Source organism: Verrucosispora sp. NA02020, from assembly GCF_013364215.1.
Classification (GTDB): Bacteria; Actinomycetota; Actinomycetes; order Mycobacteriales; family Micromonosporaceae; genus Micromonospora.
Genome location: NZ_CP054923.1, coordinates 3,945,143 through 3,961,800, shown reverse-complemented (window position 1 = coordinate 3,961,800; position 16,658 = coordinate 3,945,143). Strand labels below are relative to the sequence as shown.

Annotated in this window: 18 protein-coding genes; 7 read left to right on the top strand and 11 right to left on the bottom strand. The window is 72.0% G+C overall.

Annotated features, from left to right (window positions below; translation table 11 throughout):
* Positions 1-22: 22 nt before the first annotated feature.
* From HUT12_RS17105 to HUT12_RS17075, 7 genes are all read right to left on the bottom strand, one after another.
* Positions 23-1,384: an IS4 family transposase gene (locus HUT12_RS17105; RefSeq protein WP_176092250.1), complete on the bottom strand. Its 1,362-nt coding sequence runs from the start codon at positions 1,382-1,384 to the stop codon at positions 23-25.
* A 470-nt stretch (positions 1,385-1,854) separates the two neighbouring features.
* Positions 1,855-2,799: a diacylglycerol kinase gene (locus tag HUT12_RS17100; RefSeq protein WP_176094017.1), complete on the bottom strand. Its 945-nt coding sequence runs from the start codon at positions 2,797-2,799 to the stop codon at positions 1,855-1,857.
* A gap of 97 nt (positions 2,800-2,896) precedes the next feature.
* Positions 2,897-3,847: a twin-arginine translocase subunit TatC gene (gene tatC, locus HUT12_RS17095; protein ID WP_176094016.1), complete on the bottom strand. Its 951-nt coding sequence runs from the start codon at positions 3,845-3,847 to the stop codon at positions 2,897-2,899.
* 18 nt (positions 3,848-3,865) lie between these two features.
* On the bottom strand, positions 3,866-4,162 hold the full coding sequence (gene tatA, locus HUT12_RS17090) for a Sec-independent protein translocase subunit TatA (RefSeq protein ID WP_176094015.1): 297 nt from the start codon (positions 4,160-4,162) through the stop codon (positions 3,866-3,868).
* A gap of 179 nt (positions 4,163-4,341) precedes the next feature.
* Complete coding sequence (locus tag HUT12_RS17085) at positions 4,342-4,590, bottom strand: hypothetical protein (RefSeq protein WP_131052328.1); 249 nt, start codon at positions 4,588-4,590, stop codon at positions 4,342-4,344.
* 9 nt (positions 4,591-4,599) lie between these two features.
* Positions 4,600-5,604, bottom strand: a complete 1,005-nt coding sequence (locus HUT12_RS17080; RefSeq protein WP_176094014.1) for a YafY family protein — start codon at positions 5,602-5,604, stop codon at positions 4,600-4,602.
* Positions 5,605-5,703: 99 nt separating this feature from the next.
* Complete coding sequence (locus tag HUT12_RS17075) at positions 5,704-6,693, bottom strand: YafY family protein (protein WP_176094013.1); 990 nt, start codon at positions 6,691-6,693, stop codon at positions 5,704-5,706.
* Between the two features lie 159 nt (positions 6,694-6,852).
* Between HUT12_RS17075 and HUT12_RS17070 the strand changes: the two genes are divergently transcribed.
* Positions 6,853-7,965 (top strand): DUF3866 family protein, encoded by a 1,113-nt coding sequence (locus HUT12_RS17070; protein ID WP_131052325.1) that lies wholly within the window; start codon positions 6,853-6,855, stop codon positions 7,963-7,965.
* Between the two features lie 100 nt (positions 7,966-8,065).
* Here HUT12_RS17070 and HUT12_RS17065 read toward each other — a convergent pair whose 3' ends face one another.
* From HUT12_RS17065 to rfbA, 4 genes are all read right to left on the bottom strand, one after another.
* The gene (locus HUT12_RS17065; RefSeq protein ID WP_131052324.1) at positions 8,066-8,251 is read right to left on the bottom strand and encodes a hypothetical protein; all 186 of its coding nucleotides are present in this window, start codon (positions 8,249-8,251) and stop codon (positions 8,066-8,068) included.
* 57 nt (positions 8,252-8,308) lie between these two features.
* On the bottom strand, positions 8,309-9,667 hold the full coding sequence (pafA, locus tag HUT12_RS17060) for a Pup--protein ligase (protein WP_131052323.1): 1,359 nt from the start codon (positions 9,665-9,667) through the stop codon (positions 8,309-8,311).
* A gap of 69 nt (positions 9,668-9,736) precedes the next feature.
* Positions 9,737-10,354, bottom strand: coding sequence for a dTDP-4-dehydrorhamnose 3,5-epimerase family protein (locus tag HUT12_RS17055; RefSeq protein WP_176094012.1), 618 nt, complete (start codon positions 10,352-10,354; stop codon positions 9,737-9,739).
* Complete coding sequence (rfbA, locus tag HUT12_RS17050) at positions 10,351-11,262, bottom strand: glucose-1-phosphate thymidylyltransferase RfbA (protein ID WP_176094011.1); 912 nt, start codon at positions 11,260-11,262, stop codon at positions 10,351-10,353. Before rfbA ends, HUT12_RS17055 begins: the two co-directional genes overlap by 4 nt.
* Before the next feature lie 84 nt (positions 11,263-11,346).
* Here rfbA and rfbB point away from each other — a divergent pair, with 84 nt between their 5' ends.
* Genes rfbB through HUT12_RS17020 form a run of 6 tightly spaced genes read left to right on the top strand, consistent with a single transcriptional unit; the run spans position 11,347 to position 16,608 of the window.
* Positions 11,347-12,348: a dTDP-glucose 4,6-dehydratase gene (gene rfbB, locus HUT12_RS17045; RefSeq protein ID WP_176094010.1), complete on the top strand. Its 1,002-nt coding sequence runs from the start codon at positions 11,347-11,349 to the stop codon at positions 12,346-12,348.
* Positions 12,345-13,223: a dTDP-4-dehydrorhamnose reductase gene (gene rfbD, locus HUT12_RS17040; RefSeq protein ID WP_176094009.1), complete on the top strand. Its 879-nt coding sequence runs from the start codon at positions 12,345-12,347 to the stop codon at positions 13,221-13,223. Before rfbB ends, rfbD begins: the two co-directional genes overlap by 4 nt.
* Positions 13,220-13,591, top strand: a complete 372-nt coding sequence (locus HUT12_RS17035) for a DUF2304 domain-containing protein (RefSeq protein WP_131052319.1) — start codon at positions 13,220-13,222, stop codon at positions 13,589-13,591. The genes rfbD and HUT12_RS17035 overlap by 4 nt, the downstream gene beginning before the upstream one ends.
* Positions 13,584-14,285, top strand: coding sequence for a glycosyltransferase family 2 protein (locus tag HUT12_RS17030; RefSeq protein WP_176094008.1), 702 nt, complete (start codon positions 13,584-13,586; stop codon positions 14,283-14,285). The genes HUT12_RS17035 and HUT12_RS17030 overlap by 8 nt, the downstream gene beginning before the upstream one ends.
* On the top strand, positions 14,282-15,583 hold the full coding sequence (locus HUT12_RS17025; protein ID WP_176094007.1) for a lipopolysaccharide biosynthesis protein: 1,302 nt from the start codon (positions 14,282-14,284) through the stop codon (positions 15,581-15,583). The genes HUT12_RS17030 and HUT12_RS17025 overlap by 4 nt, the downstream gene beginning before the upstream one ends.
* Positions 15,580-16,608 carry a glycosyltransferase family 2 protein gene (locus HUT12_RS17020; RefSeq protein ID WP_176094006.1) on the top strand — a complete coding sequence of 343 codons (1,029 nt, stop codon included), beginning with the start codon at positions 15,580-15,582 and terminating at the stop codon, positions 16,606-16,608. The genes HUT12_RS17025 and HUT12_RS17020 overlap by 4 nt, the downstream gene beginning before the upstream one ends.
* The last annotated feature ends 50 nt before the right edge of the window (positions 16,609-16,658 follow it).

The window sequence follows — 16,658 nt, the reverse complement described above, 5'->3', positions numbered from 1 at the left end:
GCTGGTCGGCAATGCCGCTCAGTTAGGGCGGTGGGCGGGTTGTCAATGCTGCTGTTTCGAGGATGTTGATGTTGATGGTGGCGTGGTAGTTGGTGCGGTCGATGGTGCCTTTGGCGCGGTGTTTGGAGATCGCGCGTTTGACCACGCGGGGGCTGATTCGGGTGCGGCGTGGGGGTAGCAGGTCGGCCAGGATTGCGCGGCCGATGGTGCCGACGAGGTCGATGACGGTGCCGGCGATGACACCAGCGGCTTGGGTGATCTGGTCTCGGGCGGCGTGGACGGCGATGGTGAAGCTGGCCCGGTCGGGGTTGGTCGTGGGCCGGCTGGCGGTGGCGTCAGCCATTGCCAGCCGGACCGCTTGGTAGGTGGTGAGCAGGGCGTGGACCTCTTGACTGATCCCGTTCGGGGTTCGGGCTCGTAGGACCCGTCCGCCCCGCAGGGTGGACTTCAACTCCAGATATGTCGTCTCGATCTCCCAGCGGTGGTGGTAGAGGGTGACCAGGTCCATGGCCGGGAAGCGGCGCTGGTCGGTGAGGGTGGTGATCAGCCGGTACCGGCCGACGTGGCGTTTACCGTTCATGCTCACGACGATCTCGGCGTCAACGACCCGGACCGTCATCGTGCCGATGACAGACAGCCAGGACCCGTCGCGATGGCGGCGGATGACGGGCAGCCGCCGGTCGTCCTTGTCGCGGATGAGCAGGTCAGCGCCGGTGCTGGCGAACTGTTCGATCATCTGACGGGCGGCGAACCCACGGTCGGCCAGCAGCAGCATGCCTGGGCGCAGGCAGCCCAACAGACGCCCCGCACACGTGAGTTCGCCAGTGCTGATGGGGGTGAACACCGCGTCGATGACAGCGCGGGTGCCGCACGCCACGACGGCGACCAGCCGCAGCATCGGATACCCCGACCCACCGTGGCTGCCCGCCTGACGCGGATAGACCGTCAGGTTAGCCGCCGTATCGGGCACGAACATGCTGGTGCCGTCGATCGCGCACACCAGCAGACCCCGCCACCGGGCGGCCCCCGCCGGCGGACCCGACAGCAACCGGAACAACGCCACCAGCGGCTTGTCCCCGACCCGACGGCGAGCCTGCGACAACGCCGAAGACGTCGGCAGCGCCACCGTCAACCCGTCCAGCCCAGCGACCAACCGAGCCCACACCTGCCGGTAACCGACCTCAGCGAACAGCCCCGCCGCGAGCAGCAGATACACCACCACCCGCGACGGCAGATCCCGCACCCGCGACTGCACACCACCGGCCTCAGCCAGAACGGCATCGACCATCTCGAACGGCACCTGCTGCGTCAACTCACCCAGATGGCCCGGCGCGAACCGCCCCGCAGCCACCCTGATCGTGGACGTGATGGCAGACTGTTCCAACGGCGGGGCTCCCGGTCCAGAGGCTGTCTTGGAGTGACAAACCTCTATACCGAGACCCCGCCGTCCACGTCTACACCCCGCTTGACATCCACCACACCGCCCTAACTGAGCGGCATTGCCCCTAACCCCCCACCCCCACCCGCCCTCCCCCCGCCTCCCCCCGTCCGGTTGATCAAGGAGTTTGCGTCACCCGCCGCCCCCGGGCGCGATCAAACTTCTTGATCGACGAGGCGGGCGTGGGCGGCTCACGCGATCATGGAGTCGTGGTCGCTGGTTCGCGGCTTTTGCCAGCATTCTCGGCCGCCGCGACTCCATGATCGGCGGGGTCAGCGTGAGGTGCGGAACGTCGGGGCGGGTGTGGGGGCTGGCTTGCGCCGGGGAGGGTGTGCTGGCGAGGGCGGAGGGTGATGCGGGGTGGGTGACGCGGGCAGTGCGGGGGTGCAGGGGAGTGCAGGCGGGGTGGGAGCGGGTCAGTGGAGGAGGTGGAGGGCGGCGGGGACGGCGGTGACGGTGACCGGGAGGGGTAGCGAACGCTCGCCGTCGGCGTACGTGGTGATGCCCTCGGCGGCCACCGTGACCGTGCGGGCGCGGTAGGTGCGCACCAGCGGGTGGTCCACGTGCGTGCCGGCGTAGATGCGCGGCTTGACGCGGATCAGCGTACGACGGTCGAACCGGCCACCGACCACCACGTCGAGCAGCCCGTCGGTCGGGTCCGCGTCCGGGCAGATCCGCATCCCGCCGCCGTAGCTGGCACTGTTGCCGACCGCCACCAGCACCGCGTCGACGTCGACCCGCTCACCGTCGAGGGTGAGCGTGTACCGGCGTGGGCGCAGCCGGGCCAACTCCACCAGGATCGCCAGATCGTAGCGGCGTGCGCCCTTCGGCCGGCGCATCCGGTTGGCCCGCTCGTTGACGATCGCGTCGAAACCGGCCGCGAGCACAGCTCCGTACCAGCGCACCGTGTCGTCGTACCCGGTCATCCTGGCCAGGTCGACGGGACGGCTGCGGCCCGCGCGCAGCGCCGCCGCGATCACGTCCGCCGCCGCGCGCGGATCGCTCGGGAATCCGGTCTCGATCGCGAAGTCGTTGCCGGTGCCGGCGGGTACCGGGGCGAACGGCACCGTGGTGCCGGCCACCGCCTGCATCGCCCGGTGGACCGTGCCGTCGCCGCCCACCGCGACCAGCGCGGACGCGCCCTCGGCGACCGCCGCCCGGCAGGCCGCCTCCGCCTCGATCGCGCTGCCCGCGCGCAGCAGCCGGACCGGACGTCCGGCGGTCGAGAGCCGGTCCACCAGGTCCGGCAACAGGCCCCGGTGCCGGCCGCGCCCGGCGGTCGGATTCGCCAGTACGGCGACAGGCCCGTCGGGATTCGGGAGGTGATCGTCTGCGGTCACGGCGTGCACCGTACCCGCCATCCGGTCCCGGGGTCAGCGGTGAACGGGCCGAATTCCCCGGCCCGCCCAGCACGAACGCCGCCCCCGACGGGAGCGGCGTTCGTGGTGATCGGTCCGGTCAGGTCACGTCGTCGAAGCGACGCTCGATCGGCCGGGGTGCGGTGACCGGCTCGGGGGCCTCGATCGGGCTGGACGCCTCCACCCGCGCACCCGCCTGCACCGGCTCCGGATCGGGCTCCAGCGGGGAGACCTCGTCGTCGTCGAGACCGGCGTAGACCTCCTTGCCGCGCCCGCGCCGTTTGTCGTTGAGGAACGCGACCCCGACGGCGGCGAAGTAGAGCGCGCAGAGACACAGTGCCAGCGCGGTCATGCCGAACGGGTCGGGCGTCGGGGTGACCACCGCGGCGAAGGCGAAGAACAGGAAGACGGCGATCCGCCACCAGCCGAGCAGCTTCTTCGCGCTGGCGATACCGACGAAGTTGAGCATCAGCACGATCAGCGGGAACTCGAACGCCACCCCGAACAGCAGGATCAGGTTGGTGACGAACGATATGTAGCGGGTGATGTCCAGCGTCGTGTTGATGTCGTCGCCGGAGACCTGGAGCAGGAACTCCAGGCCCTTGGAGGTCACGAAGTACGCCAGCACCGCGCCGGCCGCGAACAGCGGCGCCGCCAGGGCGGTGAAGACGTACGCGTACCGCCGCTCGTTGCGGTGCAGGCCGGGAGCGATGAACGCCCAGAGCTGGTAGAGCCAGATCGGCGCGGCAATGATCAACCCGACCCAGAGCCCGATCTTCAGGTTGAGCAGGAACAGGTCCGCCGGACCGAGCTGGACGAAGTTGCACCGTCCGTCAGGCGTCGTGCTGCCGGGAAGCTGGCAGTACGGCTGCGACAACAGATGACGGACCGGACCAGCCAGCCAGATGCCGATGCCGAAGCCGACCAGGATGGCCAGCGACGCCTTGAACAGCCGGCTACGCAGCTCACGGAAGTGCTCGATCAGGGTCATCGAGCCGTCGGAAGCCCGCTCGAAGTTGCTCGGCCCGCGTTTGCGGAGTCCGAAGGCCACGGTGATCGGCCTCCGGAATCAGTTCTCGCGGACGCGCTGCACCGGGTCGGCGACCGGCTGCTGCACGGAACCCTGGTACGGCGGCTGCTGCGGGGCCTGCTGGGGCTGCTGCGGCGGGTACGGCTGGTAGCCGGCCTGCGCGTCGGCCTTGCCGGCGAGGTCGCGGTCGTCGTCGGCGAGGCTCTTGGTCTCCGCCTTGATGATCCGCAGCGAGCGGCCCAGGGAGCGCGCCGCGTCGGGAAGCCGCTTCGCACCGAAGAGCAGGATCATCACGACCACGAGTACGGCGATGTGCCAGGGCCTGAGGGCACCCATGGAAAACTCCAGTCGCTCTGTGTCGATGAGGGTGTACCGCAGCCCATCGTACGTGCGTCATCGGCTGTTGCCACCCGCCGGGCGAAGGGGCGTCCCGGTGGGTGAAGTCTCGACCACGTACGAGCATCCCGTCAACCACCGAATCGATCATGCGGGGTCGGATCGGGGCAGGTCGGCGCTCAGTCGCCCCGGCTGGCGCGGATCAGGGTCAGCCGCTGTTCGGTCGTCTCCAACCGGCTCTGGATGCTCTCGGCGCGCTGCTGGAGGCTCTCCGCGGCGGCGCTCAGCGCGGCGGCCTCGTCGGCCCGCCGCTGCAACCGCAGGACCGCACGACGCAGATGCGGCAACCGGGCCATCACCGGACGAACCGCCAGCGCGAGGACGACCAACGGCACCAGCACCAGCGCGAGCACGATCCACTTCAGCACGGCGTCAGCCTACTGCCTGGCCGCCTGCGCCGCCGGGTCCGCACCCGGCGACACCGGCGTCGCGTACGCCTCGAGCGCCGCCACGGCCGCGTCCCGGACCTGCTCGGCCAACTCGGCCGGGGCGACGACGGTGACGTCCGGACCGAGGCCGAGCACGAATCGACGGGCCCAGCCCAGGTCGGTGACCCGCAGCGAGACCTCCCACCGCTCGCCGTCGGACTCGATCCGCTCACAGGGGTAGTACTCGGTGATCCACCGCTCCCCCCGGCCGATCCGCAGCGTGATCAGCGGCAGCTCCGACGAGGGCCGGAACACGCCCTCGCTGAGGTCCTGCGGGCGGGCCTGCGGCGGCACCACGGCCGCCTCGCTCAGCTCGGTGACCGCGTCGATCCGGTCGGCCCGGAACAACCGGACCGCCTCGGCCCGGCGGCACCACGCCTCGACGTACGTGCGGCCACCGACCATCAGCACCCGCAGCGGGTCGATGACGCGCTCGGTGGTCTCGTCCCGCGCCGCCGTGTAATACGTGATGCGCAGCGCCCGGCCGCCCTCCACGGCGGCACGGAGCTGCTCCACCCGGCCGGTGTCGCCGGGCAGCCGCACCTCCACCGGCGCCGCGACCTGGTCACCGGCCGCGTCCTCGATCTTGGCGAGGGCCCGTTCCACCGCCTCCCGGTTGGCCACCCCGGGCGTCTCGGCCAGCATCCGCAGCGCCACCACCAGGGCCAGCGCCTCGTCGGGCGTGAGCCGCAGCGGCCGGTCGATCCCGGCGTCGTAGGTGATCGTCACCCGGTCGCCGTCGAAAGCCATGTCGATCAGGTCACCCGGCCCGTACCCGGGCAGCCCGCAGACCCACAACAGCTCCAGGTCCTCGCGGAGCTGACGCTCGGTGACACCCAGGTCGCCGGCCGCCTCGGAGATCTCGATGCCGGGCCGGGCGAGCAGGTACGGCACCAGGTTGAGCAACCGGGCCAGCCGGTCGGCCGAGGTGCGGGAGGAGGTCTTCGCGCTCACCGGGCTGGCCTTCCGTTCGCGACTGCGGGGCTCACAAGCTCACTCCTCGCGCTCACCGAGCCGACCTTCCGTTCGCGACTGCGGGGCTCGCAAGCTCACTCACCGCGACACCGCCATCTCGTCGTGCCGGACGGCGATCTCCTTGAGACGCTGGATGACCGCCTCGCGTACCTCCGGTGGGTCCAGCACGCGCACGTCGGGCCCGTAGCCGACCAGATGCCCAGCCAGGGAGTCGGCGTCGGCGTAGGGCAGGACCAGCCGGTCGCCCTCCGGCCCGACGGTTGCCTCCACGGCCCAGCGGCGCAGCCCGGCGGCCCGCCCCGAGGCCACCAGCACGGTGGCCCGACCGGGCCGTTCGGTCGGCCCGAACCAGCGGGCCACGTGGCTGATCAGGTCGACGTCGGCCGGTGGCTGGTAGGCGCCCGACGCGCCGGTCGCCCGGACCGGACCGGCGACCCGGGACAGCCGGAAGCAGCGGGTGGCGTCGCGGTCCAGGTCGTGGCCGACCACGTACCACCGGCCACGCCAGCAGACCACTCCCCACGGTTGCAGGCGGCGGCGGGTGGGTGCGTCCTGGTCGGGTACCCGGTAGTCGAAGCGGACCTCGCGCCGGTCCCGCGCGGCGGCGGTCAGCGGGGCGAACGCCGGATCGACCGTCACCATGGGTTCCAGGCCGAGCGTGGCCTGCGGGTCCACGTCCACCCCGGCGGCGCGCAGCTTCGCCAACCCGGAGGAGGCGGCGGCGGCCAGGCCGGCGTGCTGCCACAGCCGCGCGGCGATGCCGACCGCAGCGGCCTCGTCCGGTTTCAGGGGAATGTCGGGCAGGGCGTACTCACGCTGGGCGATCCGGTAACCCGGCTCGGTATCGAAGGCGCTCGCCGTCCCGGTCTCCAGCGGTACGCCCAACTCCCTCAGTTCGGCCTTGTCCCGCTCGAACTTGCGCTGGAACGCCTCGTGCTCCCGGGCGTCGTCGGGATGGTGCTCGTAGCCGGGCACGGTCGCGGCGATCTGCGCAGCGGTCAGGAACCGCCGCGTGGACAGTAGGCAGATCACCAGGTTGACCAGGCGTTCGGTGCGACTTCGCGACACGGCGTAGACGCTAGCAGCCGTACCGCTCCCGGCACGCACCCGCGCCGCCCCCGGATGTAAGGAAGGGCCCCCTACTAACGCCTCGTGTATAGGAAGGGTCCCTTCCTTACATCTGTACCCGGGCGTGAGTGGACGGCGGGGTGGAGCTAGCGTGCGGGCATGGTGCGATGGCGGGCAGGCGTGGTGGCGGCGCTGCGGCGGCGGTGGACCGGAGCAGTCGAGCTCGACGTCGAGCTGACCGACGGCACGTCGATGCGGGCGCTCGCGTACCCGGAACTGGTGGGTGAGCCCGAGCCCGGCGACCGGGTGCTGCTCAACGCCGGCGCGCTGCTGATGGGCCTGGGTACCGGCGGGTACGCCATGGTGGTGGCGGTGCCCGACCGGCTGCCGCCGGACCCGCCGCAGGCCCTCGACTCCCGCGACGCGGGCCACCTGGTCAAGGCGCGCTACACCCCGTTGCAGCCGATCCTGCTCGGGGTGGACGAGGAGGCATCACCGCACCGCGAGGTGCTGGCCGCCGCCGAGGACCTGGGTGGACTGCCGGTGGTGACGGCCGACCTGCACTCGGCGCTGCCGGCGATCCTGGCCGGCATCCGGGCCGAGGCGCCGCAGGCGAGGGTGGCGTACCTGCTCACCGACGGTGGGGCGCTGCCCGCCTGGTTCTCCCGGACCCTGGCCGGGCTCCGCGACGAGTTGGTCGGCACGATCAGCGTCGGGCAGGCGTTCGGCGGCGATCTGGAGGCGTCCACCCTGCACAGCGGGCTGCTCGCCGCCCGGTACGTCCTGGACGCCGACGTCGCCGTGGTGGCGCAGGGTCCGGGCAACCTGGGCACCGGCACCCGCTGGGGTTTCTCCGGGGTGGCCGTGGGCGAGGCGGTCAACGCGGTCGCCGCGCTGGGCGGGCGGCCGGTCGGCTCGCTCCGCATCTCCGACGCCGACCCCCGCCCCCGGCACCGGGGCGTGTCGCACCACAGCCTGACCTCGTACGGGCGGGTGGCGCTGGCCCGCGCGGACCTGGTGGTGCCCGACGGCCTGGACCCGACCCTGGCGGCCGAGGTCGACGCGGCGCTGGCACCGCTGGCCGACCGGCACACGGTGGTACGGGTGGACGACGCGGGCCTGGACGCGGCGCTGCGGCGCAGCCCGGTGCCGCTGTCGACGATGGGACGCGGCCTGGACGCCGACCACGCCTACTTCCTGGCCGCTGCGGCAGCCGGCCGGTACGCGGCCCGCCTCACGTCGACGACATCCCCGCCGCCCGCTGCGTTCTGAGTCACGTGACGCCACCACCGTCCGGCGCACCCTGAGGAATCGTGTTAGTAGGGGTCCCCTGCTCTACCGCAGGCGTTAATAAGGTGCCCTTCCTTACGCCTCAGGCGAAGATGATCAGGGCTATCCAGCCGCCGACCATTGCGGCCAGGGCCAGCGCCAGCACCCAGGTCGGCACGGTGTACTCGCCTCGGCGGTTGCGCTCGACCTCGGCGCGCACCTTCTCGCGGCGGCGTTCGATCCAGCTCTGCCGCTCGGTGCCTGGGGTGGGGGGTTCGGGAGGAAGCATGGCCCGACCAGCCTACCCGGGCCCGTCCGGCGTGCGGACGGACCCGGGTAGACCAGGTCACATGCTGGCGATCAACCGCTCCACCCGCTCGTCGTACGCCCGGAACGGGTCCTTGCACAGCACGGTGCGCTGCGCCTGGTCGTTGAGCTTGAGGTGCACCCAGTCGACGGTGAAGTCCCGCCGCTTCTCCTGGGCGTGCCGGATGAACTCGCCGCGCAGTCGGGCCCGGGTGGTCTGCGGCGGCGTCTCCTTCGCCTCGAAGATCTCCGGGTCGGTGGCCACCCGGTCCACGTCGCCACGCCGCTCCAGCAGGGCGTAGAGCCCACGTCCCCGGCGCAGGTCGTGGTAGGCGAGGTCCATCTGCGCCACCCGGGGGTGCGACAGCGGCAGGTCGTGCTTGCGCTGGTAGCGCTCGATCAGCCGGAGCTTGGTGACCCAGTCGATCTCGCGGGAGACCGGCTCCAGGTCACCGCTCTCCACCGCGCTGAGGACCCGCCCCCACAGCTCGACGACCCGCTTGGCGGTCTGGTCGCCGCCGCGCCGCTCGACGAACTCGATCGCCTTGGAGAGGTACTCCTGCTGGATCTCCAGCGCGCTGATCTCCTTGCCGGAGGCCAGCCGCACCTTGCGGCGACCGGTGATGTCGTGCGACACCTCGCGGATGGCCCGGATCGGGTTCTCCAGGGTGAGGTCGCGCATCACCACCCCGGCCTCGATCATCCGCAGCACGATGTCGGCGGTGCCGACCTTGAGCAGCGTGGTGACCTCGTTCATGTTGGAGTCGCCGACGATGACGTGCAGGCGGCGGTACCGCTCGGCGTCGGCGTGCGGCTCGTCCCGGGTGTTGATGATCGGGCGGCTGCGGGTGGTCGCCGAGGAGACGCCCTCCCAGATGTGTTCGGCCCGCTGGGACAGGCAGTAGACGGCACCGCGAGGGGTCTGCAGCACCTTGCCGGCGCCACAGATCAACTGCCGGGTGACCAGGAACGGGATCAGGACGTCGGCGAGCCGGCCGAACTCCCCGTGCCGGGACACCAGGTAGTTCTCGTGGCACCCGTAGGAGTTGCCGGCCGAGTCGGTGTTGTTCTTGAACAGGTAGATCTCACCGGCGATGCCCTCGTCGTGCAGCCGCTTCTCCGCGTCGATGAGCAGACCCTCCAGGATCCGCTCACCGGCCCGGTCGTGGGCGACCAGGTCGACCACCGAGTCGCACTCCGGGGTGGCGTACTCCGGGTGTGAGCCGACGTCGAGATAGAGACGTGCGCCGTTGCGGAGGAAGACGTTGCTCGACCGGCCCCAGGACACCACTCGGCGGAACAGGTATCTGGCTACCTCGTCAGGGGACAGCCGCCGCTGCCCACGGTAGGTGCAGGTGACGCCGTACTCGGTCTCCAGACCGAAGATTCGCCGCTCCATGATGAGACATTAGCCGTACCGAGGCCGACTTCGTCACTGTCGCGGCCCGTACGCGTCGATGAGGCCCGGTCAGGACGCCCCGGGAAGCCCCGCCCCGGCCAGTCCCGCCGTGTACGCCCGGCACGTGTCGTAGTCCGGCAGCAGCCCCCGGCGGCGCGCCTCGGAGAGGCTCGGCGCGACGGCGTCGCGGTCGGAGAGCTGCGGAGACCCGGTCGGCCACTCGATGCCCAGCTCCTCGTCGAGCGGGTGCACCGCGTGCTCACCGGAGGGGTTGTAGGTGGTCGAGCAGACGTAGCTGAGCGTCGCGTCGTCGGTCAACGCGCAGAAGCCGTGGCCGAGCCCTTCGGCCAGGTAGACCGCGCGCCGGTCCACGTCGTCCAGGCGTACGCCCTCCCAGCGGCCGAAGGTCGGCGAACCGACCCGCAGGTCCACCACCACGTCGAGCACCGCGCCGCGTACGCAGGTGACGTACTTGGCCTGCCCGGGGGGCACGTCGGCGAAGTGGATGCCCCGCACCACGTCGCGGGCCGACACGGAAAGGTTGCCCTGCGCCAGCCGCAGCGGGTGCCCGACCGCCTCGGCGAGCCGGTCGAAGCGGTACCACTCCAGGAACAGCCCGCGCGCGTCGCCGTGCTGCTGCGGGACGACCTCCCAGGCGCCCTCGATGCTCAGCGGACGGATCTTCACGGGGTCACCTGCACCGGTACGGTCCGGTCGACCAGGTCGCCGCGCTCCCGGGCGAGCAGGTCGAGCAGGTAGTCGCCGTAGCCGCTCTTGGTCAGCGGCTCGGCCAGCGTCCGCAGCCGCGCGTCGTCGATCAGGCCGGCCCGCCAGGCCACCTCCTCGACACAGCCGATCTTCATGCCCTGTCGTTCCTCGATGACCCGGACGAACTCGGCGGCCTGCATCAGCGAGGTGAAGGTGCCGGTGTCCAGCCAGGCGGTGCCCCGGTCCAGCACGGTCACCGACAGCTCCCCGGCCCGCCGGTACGCCTCGTTCACGGCGGTGATCTCCAGCTCGCCCCGGGCGCTCGGGGTCAGGCCACGGGCGATCTCCACCACCCGGTTGTCGTAGAAGTACAGCCCGGGTACGGCGTACCGGGACTTGGGCCGGGCCGGCTTCTCCTCGATCGACAGCACCCGGCCGTCGTCGTCGAAGTGCACGACGCCGTACGCCTGCGGGTTGGCCACGGGGTAGGCGAAGATCCGCCCGCCGACGGGGTCGCCCGCGGCGGCGAGCTGGCCGCCCAGGCCGACGCCGTGGAAGATGTTGTCGCCCAGGATCAGCGCGACCGCCTCGTCACCGATGAAGTCCGCGCCGAGCACGAACGCCTGGGCGATGCCGTCCGGGCGGGGTTGCGCGACGTACTCCAGGCGCAGCCCGAACTGGCTGCCGTCGCCGAGCAGGCGCTGGAACTGACCCTGCTCCTCGGGGGTGGTGATCACCAGGATCTCCCGCACCCCGGCCATCACCAGGGTGGAGAGCGGATAGTAGATCATCGGTTTGTCGAAGACCGGCATCAGCTGCTTCGACACCGCCCGAGTGATCGGCCACAGTCGGCTACCGGTGCCGCCGGCGAGCAGGATTCCACGCACCCGGGGAGCGTACCGGGAGCAACCGGCGCAGGCCACGCGGCGCAACCGCTGCTTTGCGGGGGATTCGCGTAGACTTCCGGATCCGTGAGGATCCTGGTCACCGGCGGCGCCGGCTTCATCGGTTCGGAATACGTCCGAATGCTGCTGGGGGCACCCGGCGGCAGCGCGCAGGGGGAGTCTCCGGTGGAGCCCACGGGCATCACCGTGCTGGACGCCCTGACGTACTCCGGCAACCGGGCCAACCTCGACCCGGTCCGCGACGACCCGCGACTGCGCTTCGTGCAGGGTGACATCCGCCACGCCGAGGTGGTGGACGAGGTCGTCCCGGGGCACGACGTGATCGTGCACTTCGCCGCCGAGTCGCACGTCGACCGCTCGATCGCCGGGGCCGCGCCGTTCGTCACCACCAACGTGCTGGGCACCCAGACGCTGCTCGACGCCGCGCTGCGGCACGGCACCGGCCGGTTCGTGCACGTCTCCACCGACGAGGTGTACGGCTCGATCGCGGACGGCTCGTGGACCGAGGACTGGCCGCTGGCGCCCAACTCGCCGTACTCGGCGTCGAAGGCCGGCTCCGACCTGCTGGCGCTGGCGTACCACCGCACGCACGGCCTGGACGTGGTGGTCACCCGCTGCTCCAACAACTACGGGCCGTACCAGTTCCCGGAGAAGGTCATCCCGCTGTTCGTGACCAACCTGCTCGACGGGCGGACCGTGCCGCTCTACGGCGACGGCGGCAACGTGCGGGACTGGCTGCACGTGCACGACCACTGCCGGGGCATCGCGCTGGTGCAGCAGAAGGGCCGCGCCGGCGAGGTCTACCACATCGGCGGCGGCACCGAGCTGACCAACAAGGAGCTGACCGCGCTGCTGCTCGACGCGTGCGGCGCCGACTGGGACCGGGTGGTGGCGGTGCCCGACCGCAAGGGCCACGACCGCCGCTACTCGCTGGACATCTCAAAGATCAACACGGAGCTGGGGTACGCCCCCAGCATCCCGCTGGAGACCGGCCTCGCCGACACCGTCCGGTGGTACCGGGACAACCGCTCCTGGTGGGAACCGCTGACCCGGGCGCAGTCCGCGTGAGGGCGCTGGTGACGGGCGCCGGCGGGATGCTCGGGCGGGACCTGGTGGAGGTGCTCGCCACCACGCACACGGTGACCCCCGCCACCCGGGCCGAGCTCGACATCACCGACGCCGCCGCGGTGCACGCCGCGGTGGCCGGACACGACGTGGTGATCAACACCGCCGCGTGGACCGACGTCGACGGCGCCGAGTCGGACGAGGCGGCGGCCACCCGCGTCAACGGTGAGGCGGTGGCCCACCTCGCCACGGCCTGCGCCGCGCACGACGCCCGCCTGATCCAGCTCTCCACCGACTACGTCTTCCCCGGCGACGCCGACACCCCGTACCCGGAGGACACCCCCACCGCGCCGATCAACGCGTACGGCCGGAGCAAGCTCGCCGGGGAACTGGCCGTGACCCGGCACCTGCCCGACACCGGCTACGTGGTCCGCACCGCCTGGTTGTACGGCACCCACGGCCGCAACTTCGTCAGCACCATGCTCGGCCTCGCGGACCAGCGCGAGTTCCTCGACGTCGTGGACGACCAGCGGGGCCAGCCCACCTGGTCGTACGCGCTGGCGCGGCAGCTGGTGGCCCTGGCCGGGGCGGCGCTGGCCGGTCGGGCGGCCCCCGGCGTCTACCACGGCACCTGCGCCGGGGAGACCACCTGGTACGGCCTGGCCCGCGCGGCGTTCGCCCTGCACGGGCTCGATCCGGACCGGATCCGGCCGATCACCAGCGACCGCTTTCCGCGTCCCGCCGCCCGACCGGCGTACAGTGTGCTAGGGCACGACCGATGGGCCGCCGCCGGGCTGTCACCCCTACCGGACTGGCACGCCACACTGAGCGACGCTCTCGCTCCCGCCGCTCCACCCTCCCCGTGGAAGGTCGCATGAAGCTCACCCTGGTCACCGGCTTGACCGGTCTGGTCCTGCTGGCCACGATCGTCGAGTTGCTGCGCCGCCGACAGCTACGTGAGAAGTACGGCATGCTCTGGCTCGGGCTGCTGTTCGTGGTCATCCCCCTGTCGCTGTTCCCCCGGCTGCTCGACGGCGTCGCCGACCTGCTCGGTGTCGCCTCCGGCGTCAGCCTCGTGCTCTTCCTCGGCATCGTCTTCCTGCTGCTCGTCTGCATCCACCTGAGCTGGGAGGTCAGCGCGCTGGAGGAGGAGACCCGCACGCTGGCCGAGGAGATCGCGCTGATCCGCGCCGAGTTCGAGGCCGACCGGGCCGCACGAGAAGAGCTGGTGTCCCGCGATGGTTAACGGCAAGCGGCTCCTGGTCATCATCCCGGCGCTCAACGAGGCCGGGTCCATCGCCGACGTGGTCCGCGAGGTCCGGGGCGAGCTGCCCGGCGTCGACGTCCTCGTGGTGGACGACGGCTCCACCGACCGCACCTCGGCAGTCGCCGCCGCCGCCGGTGCCCGGGTCGCCCGGCTGCCGTACAACCTCGGTGTCGGCGGCGCCATGCGCCTCGGCTACCGGTACGCCTACGACCACGACTACGACGTGGCGGTCCAGATCGACGCCGACGGCCAGCACGACCCCCGGTACGTACCGAAGCTGGTCGACCTGCTCGACGACCACGACCTGGTGATCGGTGCCCGGTTCGCCGGTGAGGGCGAGTACACCGTGCGGGGACCCCGGCGCTGGGCGATGGGGATGCTGTCGATGGTGCTCTCTGCCCTGTCCGGCACCACCCTGACCGACACCACCTCGGGCTTCCGTGCCGCCAACCGACGGATGATCGAGATGTTCGCCCAGTGGTACCCCGCCGAGTACCTCGGCGACACCGTCGAGACGCTGGTGCACACCGCCCGTCGGGGCTACCGCATCCAGCAGGTGCCGGTGGCGATGCGGCGGCGGATGGCCGGCACCCCGAGCCACTCCCCCGCGAAGGCGATGATCTATCTCGGGCGGGCCCTGGCCGTGCTCACGCTGGCCCTCATCCGCCGGTGATCGGTCGCCTGCTCCGTCTCGTACCGCCCGGCACCGTCCCGGTCGGCGCGGGTCTGGCCATCGTCGGCCTGGCCTCGTACGTGCACCTCGCGGTGGCCGGGCACAACCTCACCGCCGGGGACTACTCGTCGCTCTCGGTGCTCTGGTCCTTCGTGTTCACCGTCGGCCTCGGCGTGTTCCTGCCGGTCGAGCAGGAGGTGGCCCGGCTGGTCGCGGCCCGCCGTACCCGGGGGTTGCCGCCCGGCCCGGTCCTGGCGCGCGGTGCCGCCGTCGCCGCCGTCACGCTGGGTCTGCTGGTGCTGGCCTGCGTCGCCGCCGCCGACGTGCTCGGCGACCGCCTCTTCGCCGGTGACACCGGGCTGGTGTGGGCGCTCTGCGGCGCGCTCGCCGCGCTAGCCGTGGCGCACACCACCCGGGGCGTGCTCTCCGGGCTGCGGCAGTTCGGCTGGTACGGCACCCAGCTCGGGATCGACGGCGGACTGCGCATCGGGCTGGTGGCCCTCCTCGGCCTGGCCGGGGTCGACTCGCCGATGGCGTACGCGCTGGTGCTGGTCGTGGCGCCGCTGGTGGGCGTGGCGTCGACCGTGGCACCGGTGCTCCGGGCGGCCGGCGGCGGCGCGGCCCTGCCCTGGCCGGCCCTGCTGCGCGGGCTGGCACTGCTCACCGTCTCCAGCCTGCTCGCACAGGTCGTGGTGAACGTCGGCGTGATCAACGTACGGCTGCTCGCCCCGGCCGACGTGGCGACGGCCGGCGCGCTGCTCTCCGCGCTGGTGCTGGTCCGCATCCCGTTGTTCGTGTTCGGCTCGATGCAGGCCGCGCTGCTGCCCGGCCTCTCCACCGCCGCCGCCACCGGCGACCAGGCGGCCTTCGGCACGCTGCTGCGGCGGGCCCTGGGCGTCGTCACCGCGCTGGGCGTGCTCGGCGGCGTCCTGACCGCGCTGCTCGGCCCGTGGCTGGTCCAGGTGCTCTTCGACGCCCCGGACGTCCTCGGGCACGGCGACTTCGCCTGGCTCGGCCTGGCCACCCTGGCCTACCTGTGGGCGATGGTCCTCGGCCAGGCGCTGCTCGCCCGCGACCAGCACCAGGCGCAGGCCGTCGCGTGGGTCGCCGGGGTCGCCGCGCTGGCCGTCGCCACCCTCGCCCCGCTGAGCGTCGCGTTGCGCGTCGAGCTCGGTTACGCGGTGGGTTCCCTGGTCGTCGTCGCGGTGATGCTCACCCGGCTGCGTCGGGGCACCGCCACCCTCACCCCGCCCGTCGCGGTCCCGGTGTCCGCGAGCACCCCCGGAGGCGTCCGATGAGCCCACCCCGCGTGACCGCGGTGATGCTCGCCTACGGCCCCGAGCCCTGGCTGGTCGAGGCCGCCGAGGCCGTGCTGGCCAGCACCGGCGTCGACATCGACCTGGTCGTGGTGGACAACGGCTGCACCGGCGACGGCATCGACGTGGTCAAGGGTCTGGCCGGAGTCCGGGTGGTCCGGCCGGACGAGAACACCGGCTACTCCGGCGGGTGCAACGTCGGCGCGGCCGAGGCCACCGGCGACTGGCTCGCCTTCGTCAACTCCGACGCCGTCGTCGCCCCCGACGCGCTGGGAAAGGTGGTCGCGGTGGCCGCCGAACCGGGTGTCGGCGCGGCGATGGCCTCCATCCGGCTCGCCCACGACCCCGATCTGATCAACACCTCCGGCAATCCGCTGCACTTCACCGGCCTGTCCTGGGCAGGCGGCAACGGCGAACCCGCGAGCGCGCACGCCCGGCGCACGGTCGTGCCGTCGCTGAGCGGCTGCTGTTTCGTGATCGGCCGGTCCCGCTGGAGCGAGCTGGGCGGCTTCCCCACCGAGTACTTCGCCTACCACGAGGACACCGAACTCAGCCTGCGACTGTGGCAGCGCGGCCTGCGGTTGGAGTACGTGCCGGACGCCGTGGTGCGGCACCACTACGAGTTCTCCCGCAACGACCTCAAGCTCTACCTGGTCGAACGCAACCGGCTGTTGACCCTGCTCACCGCCTACCAGGGCCGCACCCTGGCGCTACTGGCGCCGATGCTGCTGCTCACCGAGGTCGCCATGCTGGCCGCCGCGCTCGCCGGTGGCTGGTCCCGGCAGAAGACGCGCGGCTGGGGCTGGCTGTGGCGCCACCGCGACTGGGTACGCGCCCGCCGACGCCGGTTGCAGTCGGAACGCACCGTCGGGGACGGGGCGATCGCCGACCTGATGACCGCCCGGGTGGCCCCCTCGAACGTGGCCGCTCCCCCCGGGATGGGTGTCTTCAACGCCCTCGCCGCCGCCTGGTGGGCGCTGGTGCGGCCGTTGCTCGCGCGTCGCTGAGCCCCCGCCCGACGACGGTCGCGGTCGGGGACTCCGGAAACGGCACGGCG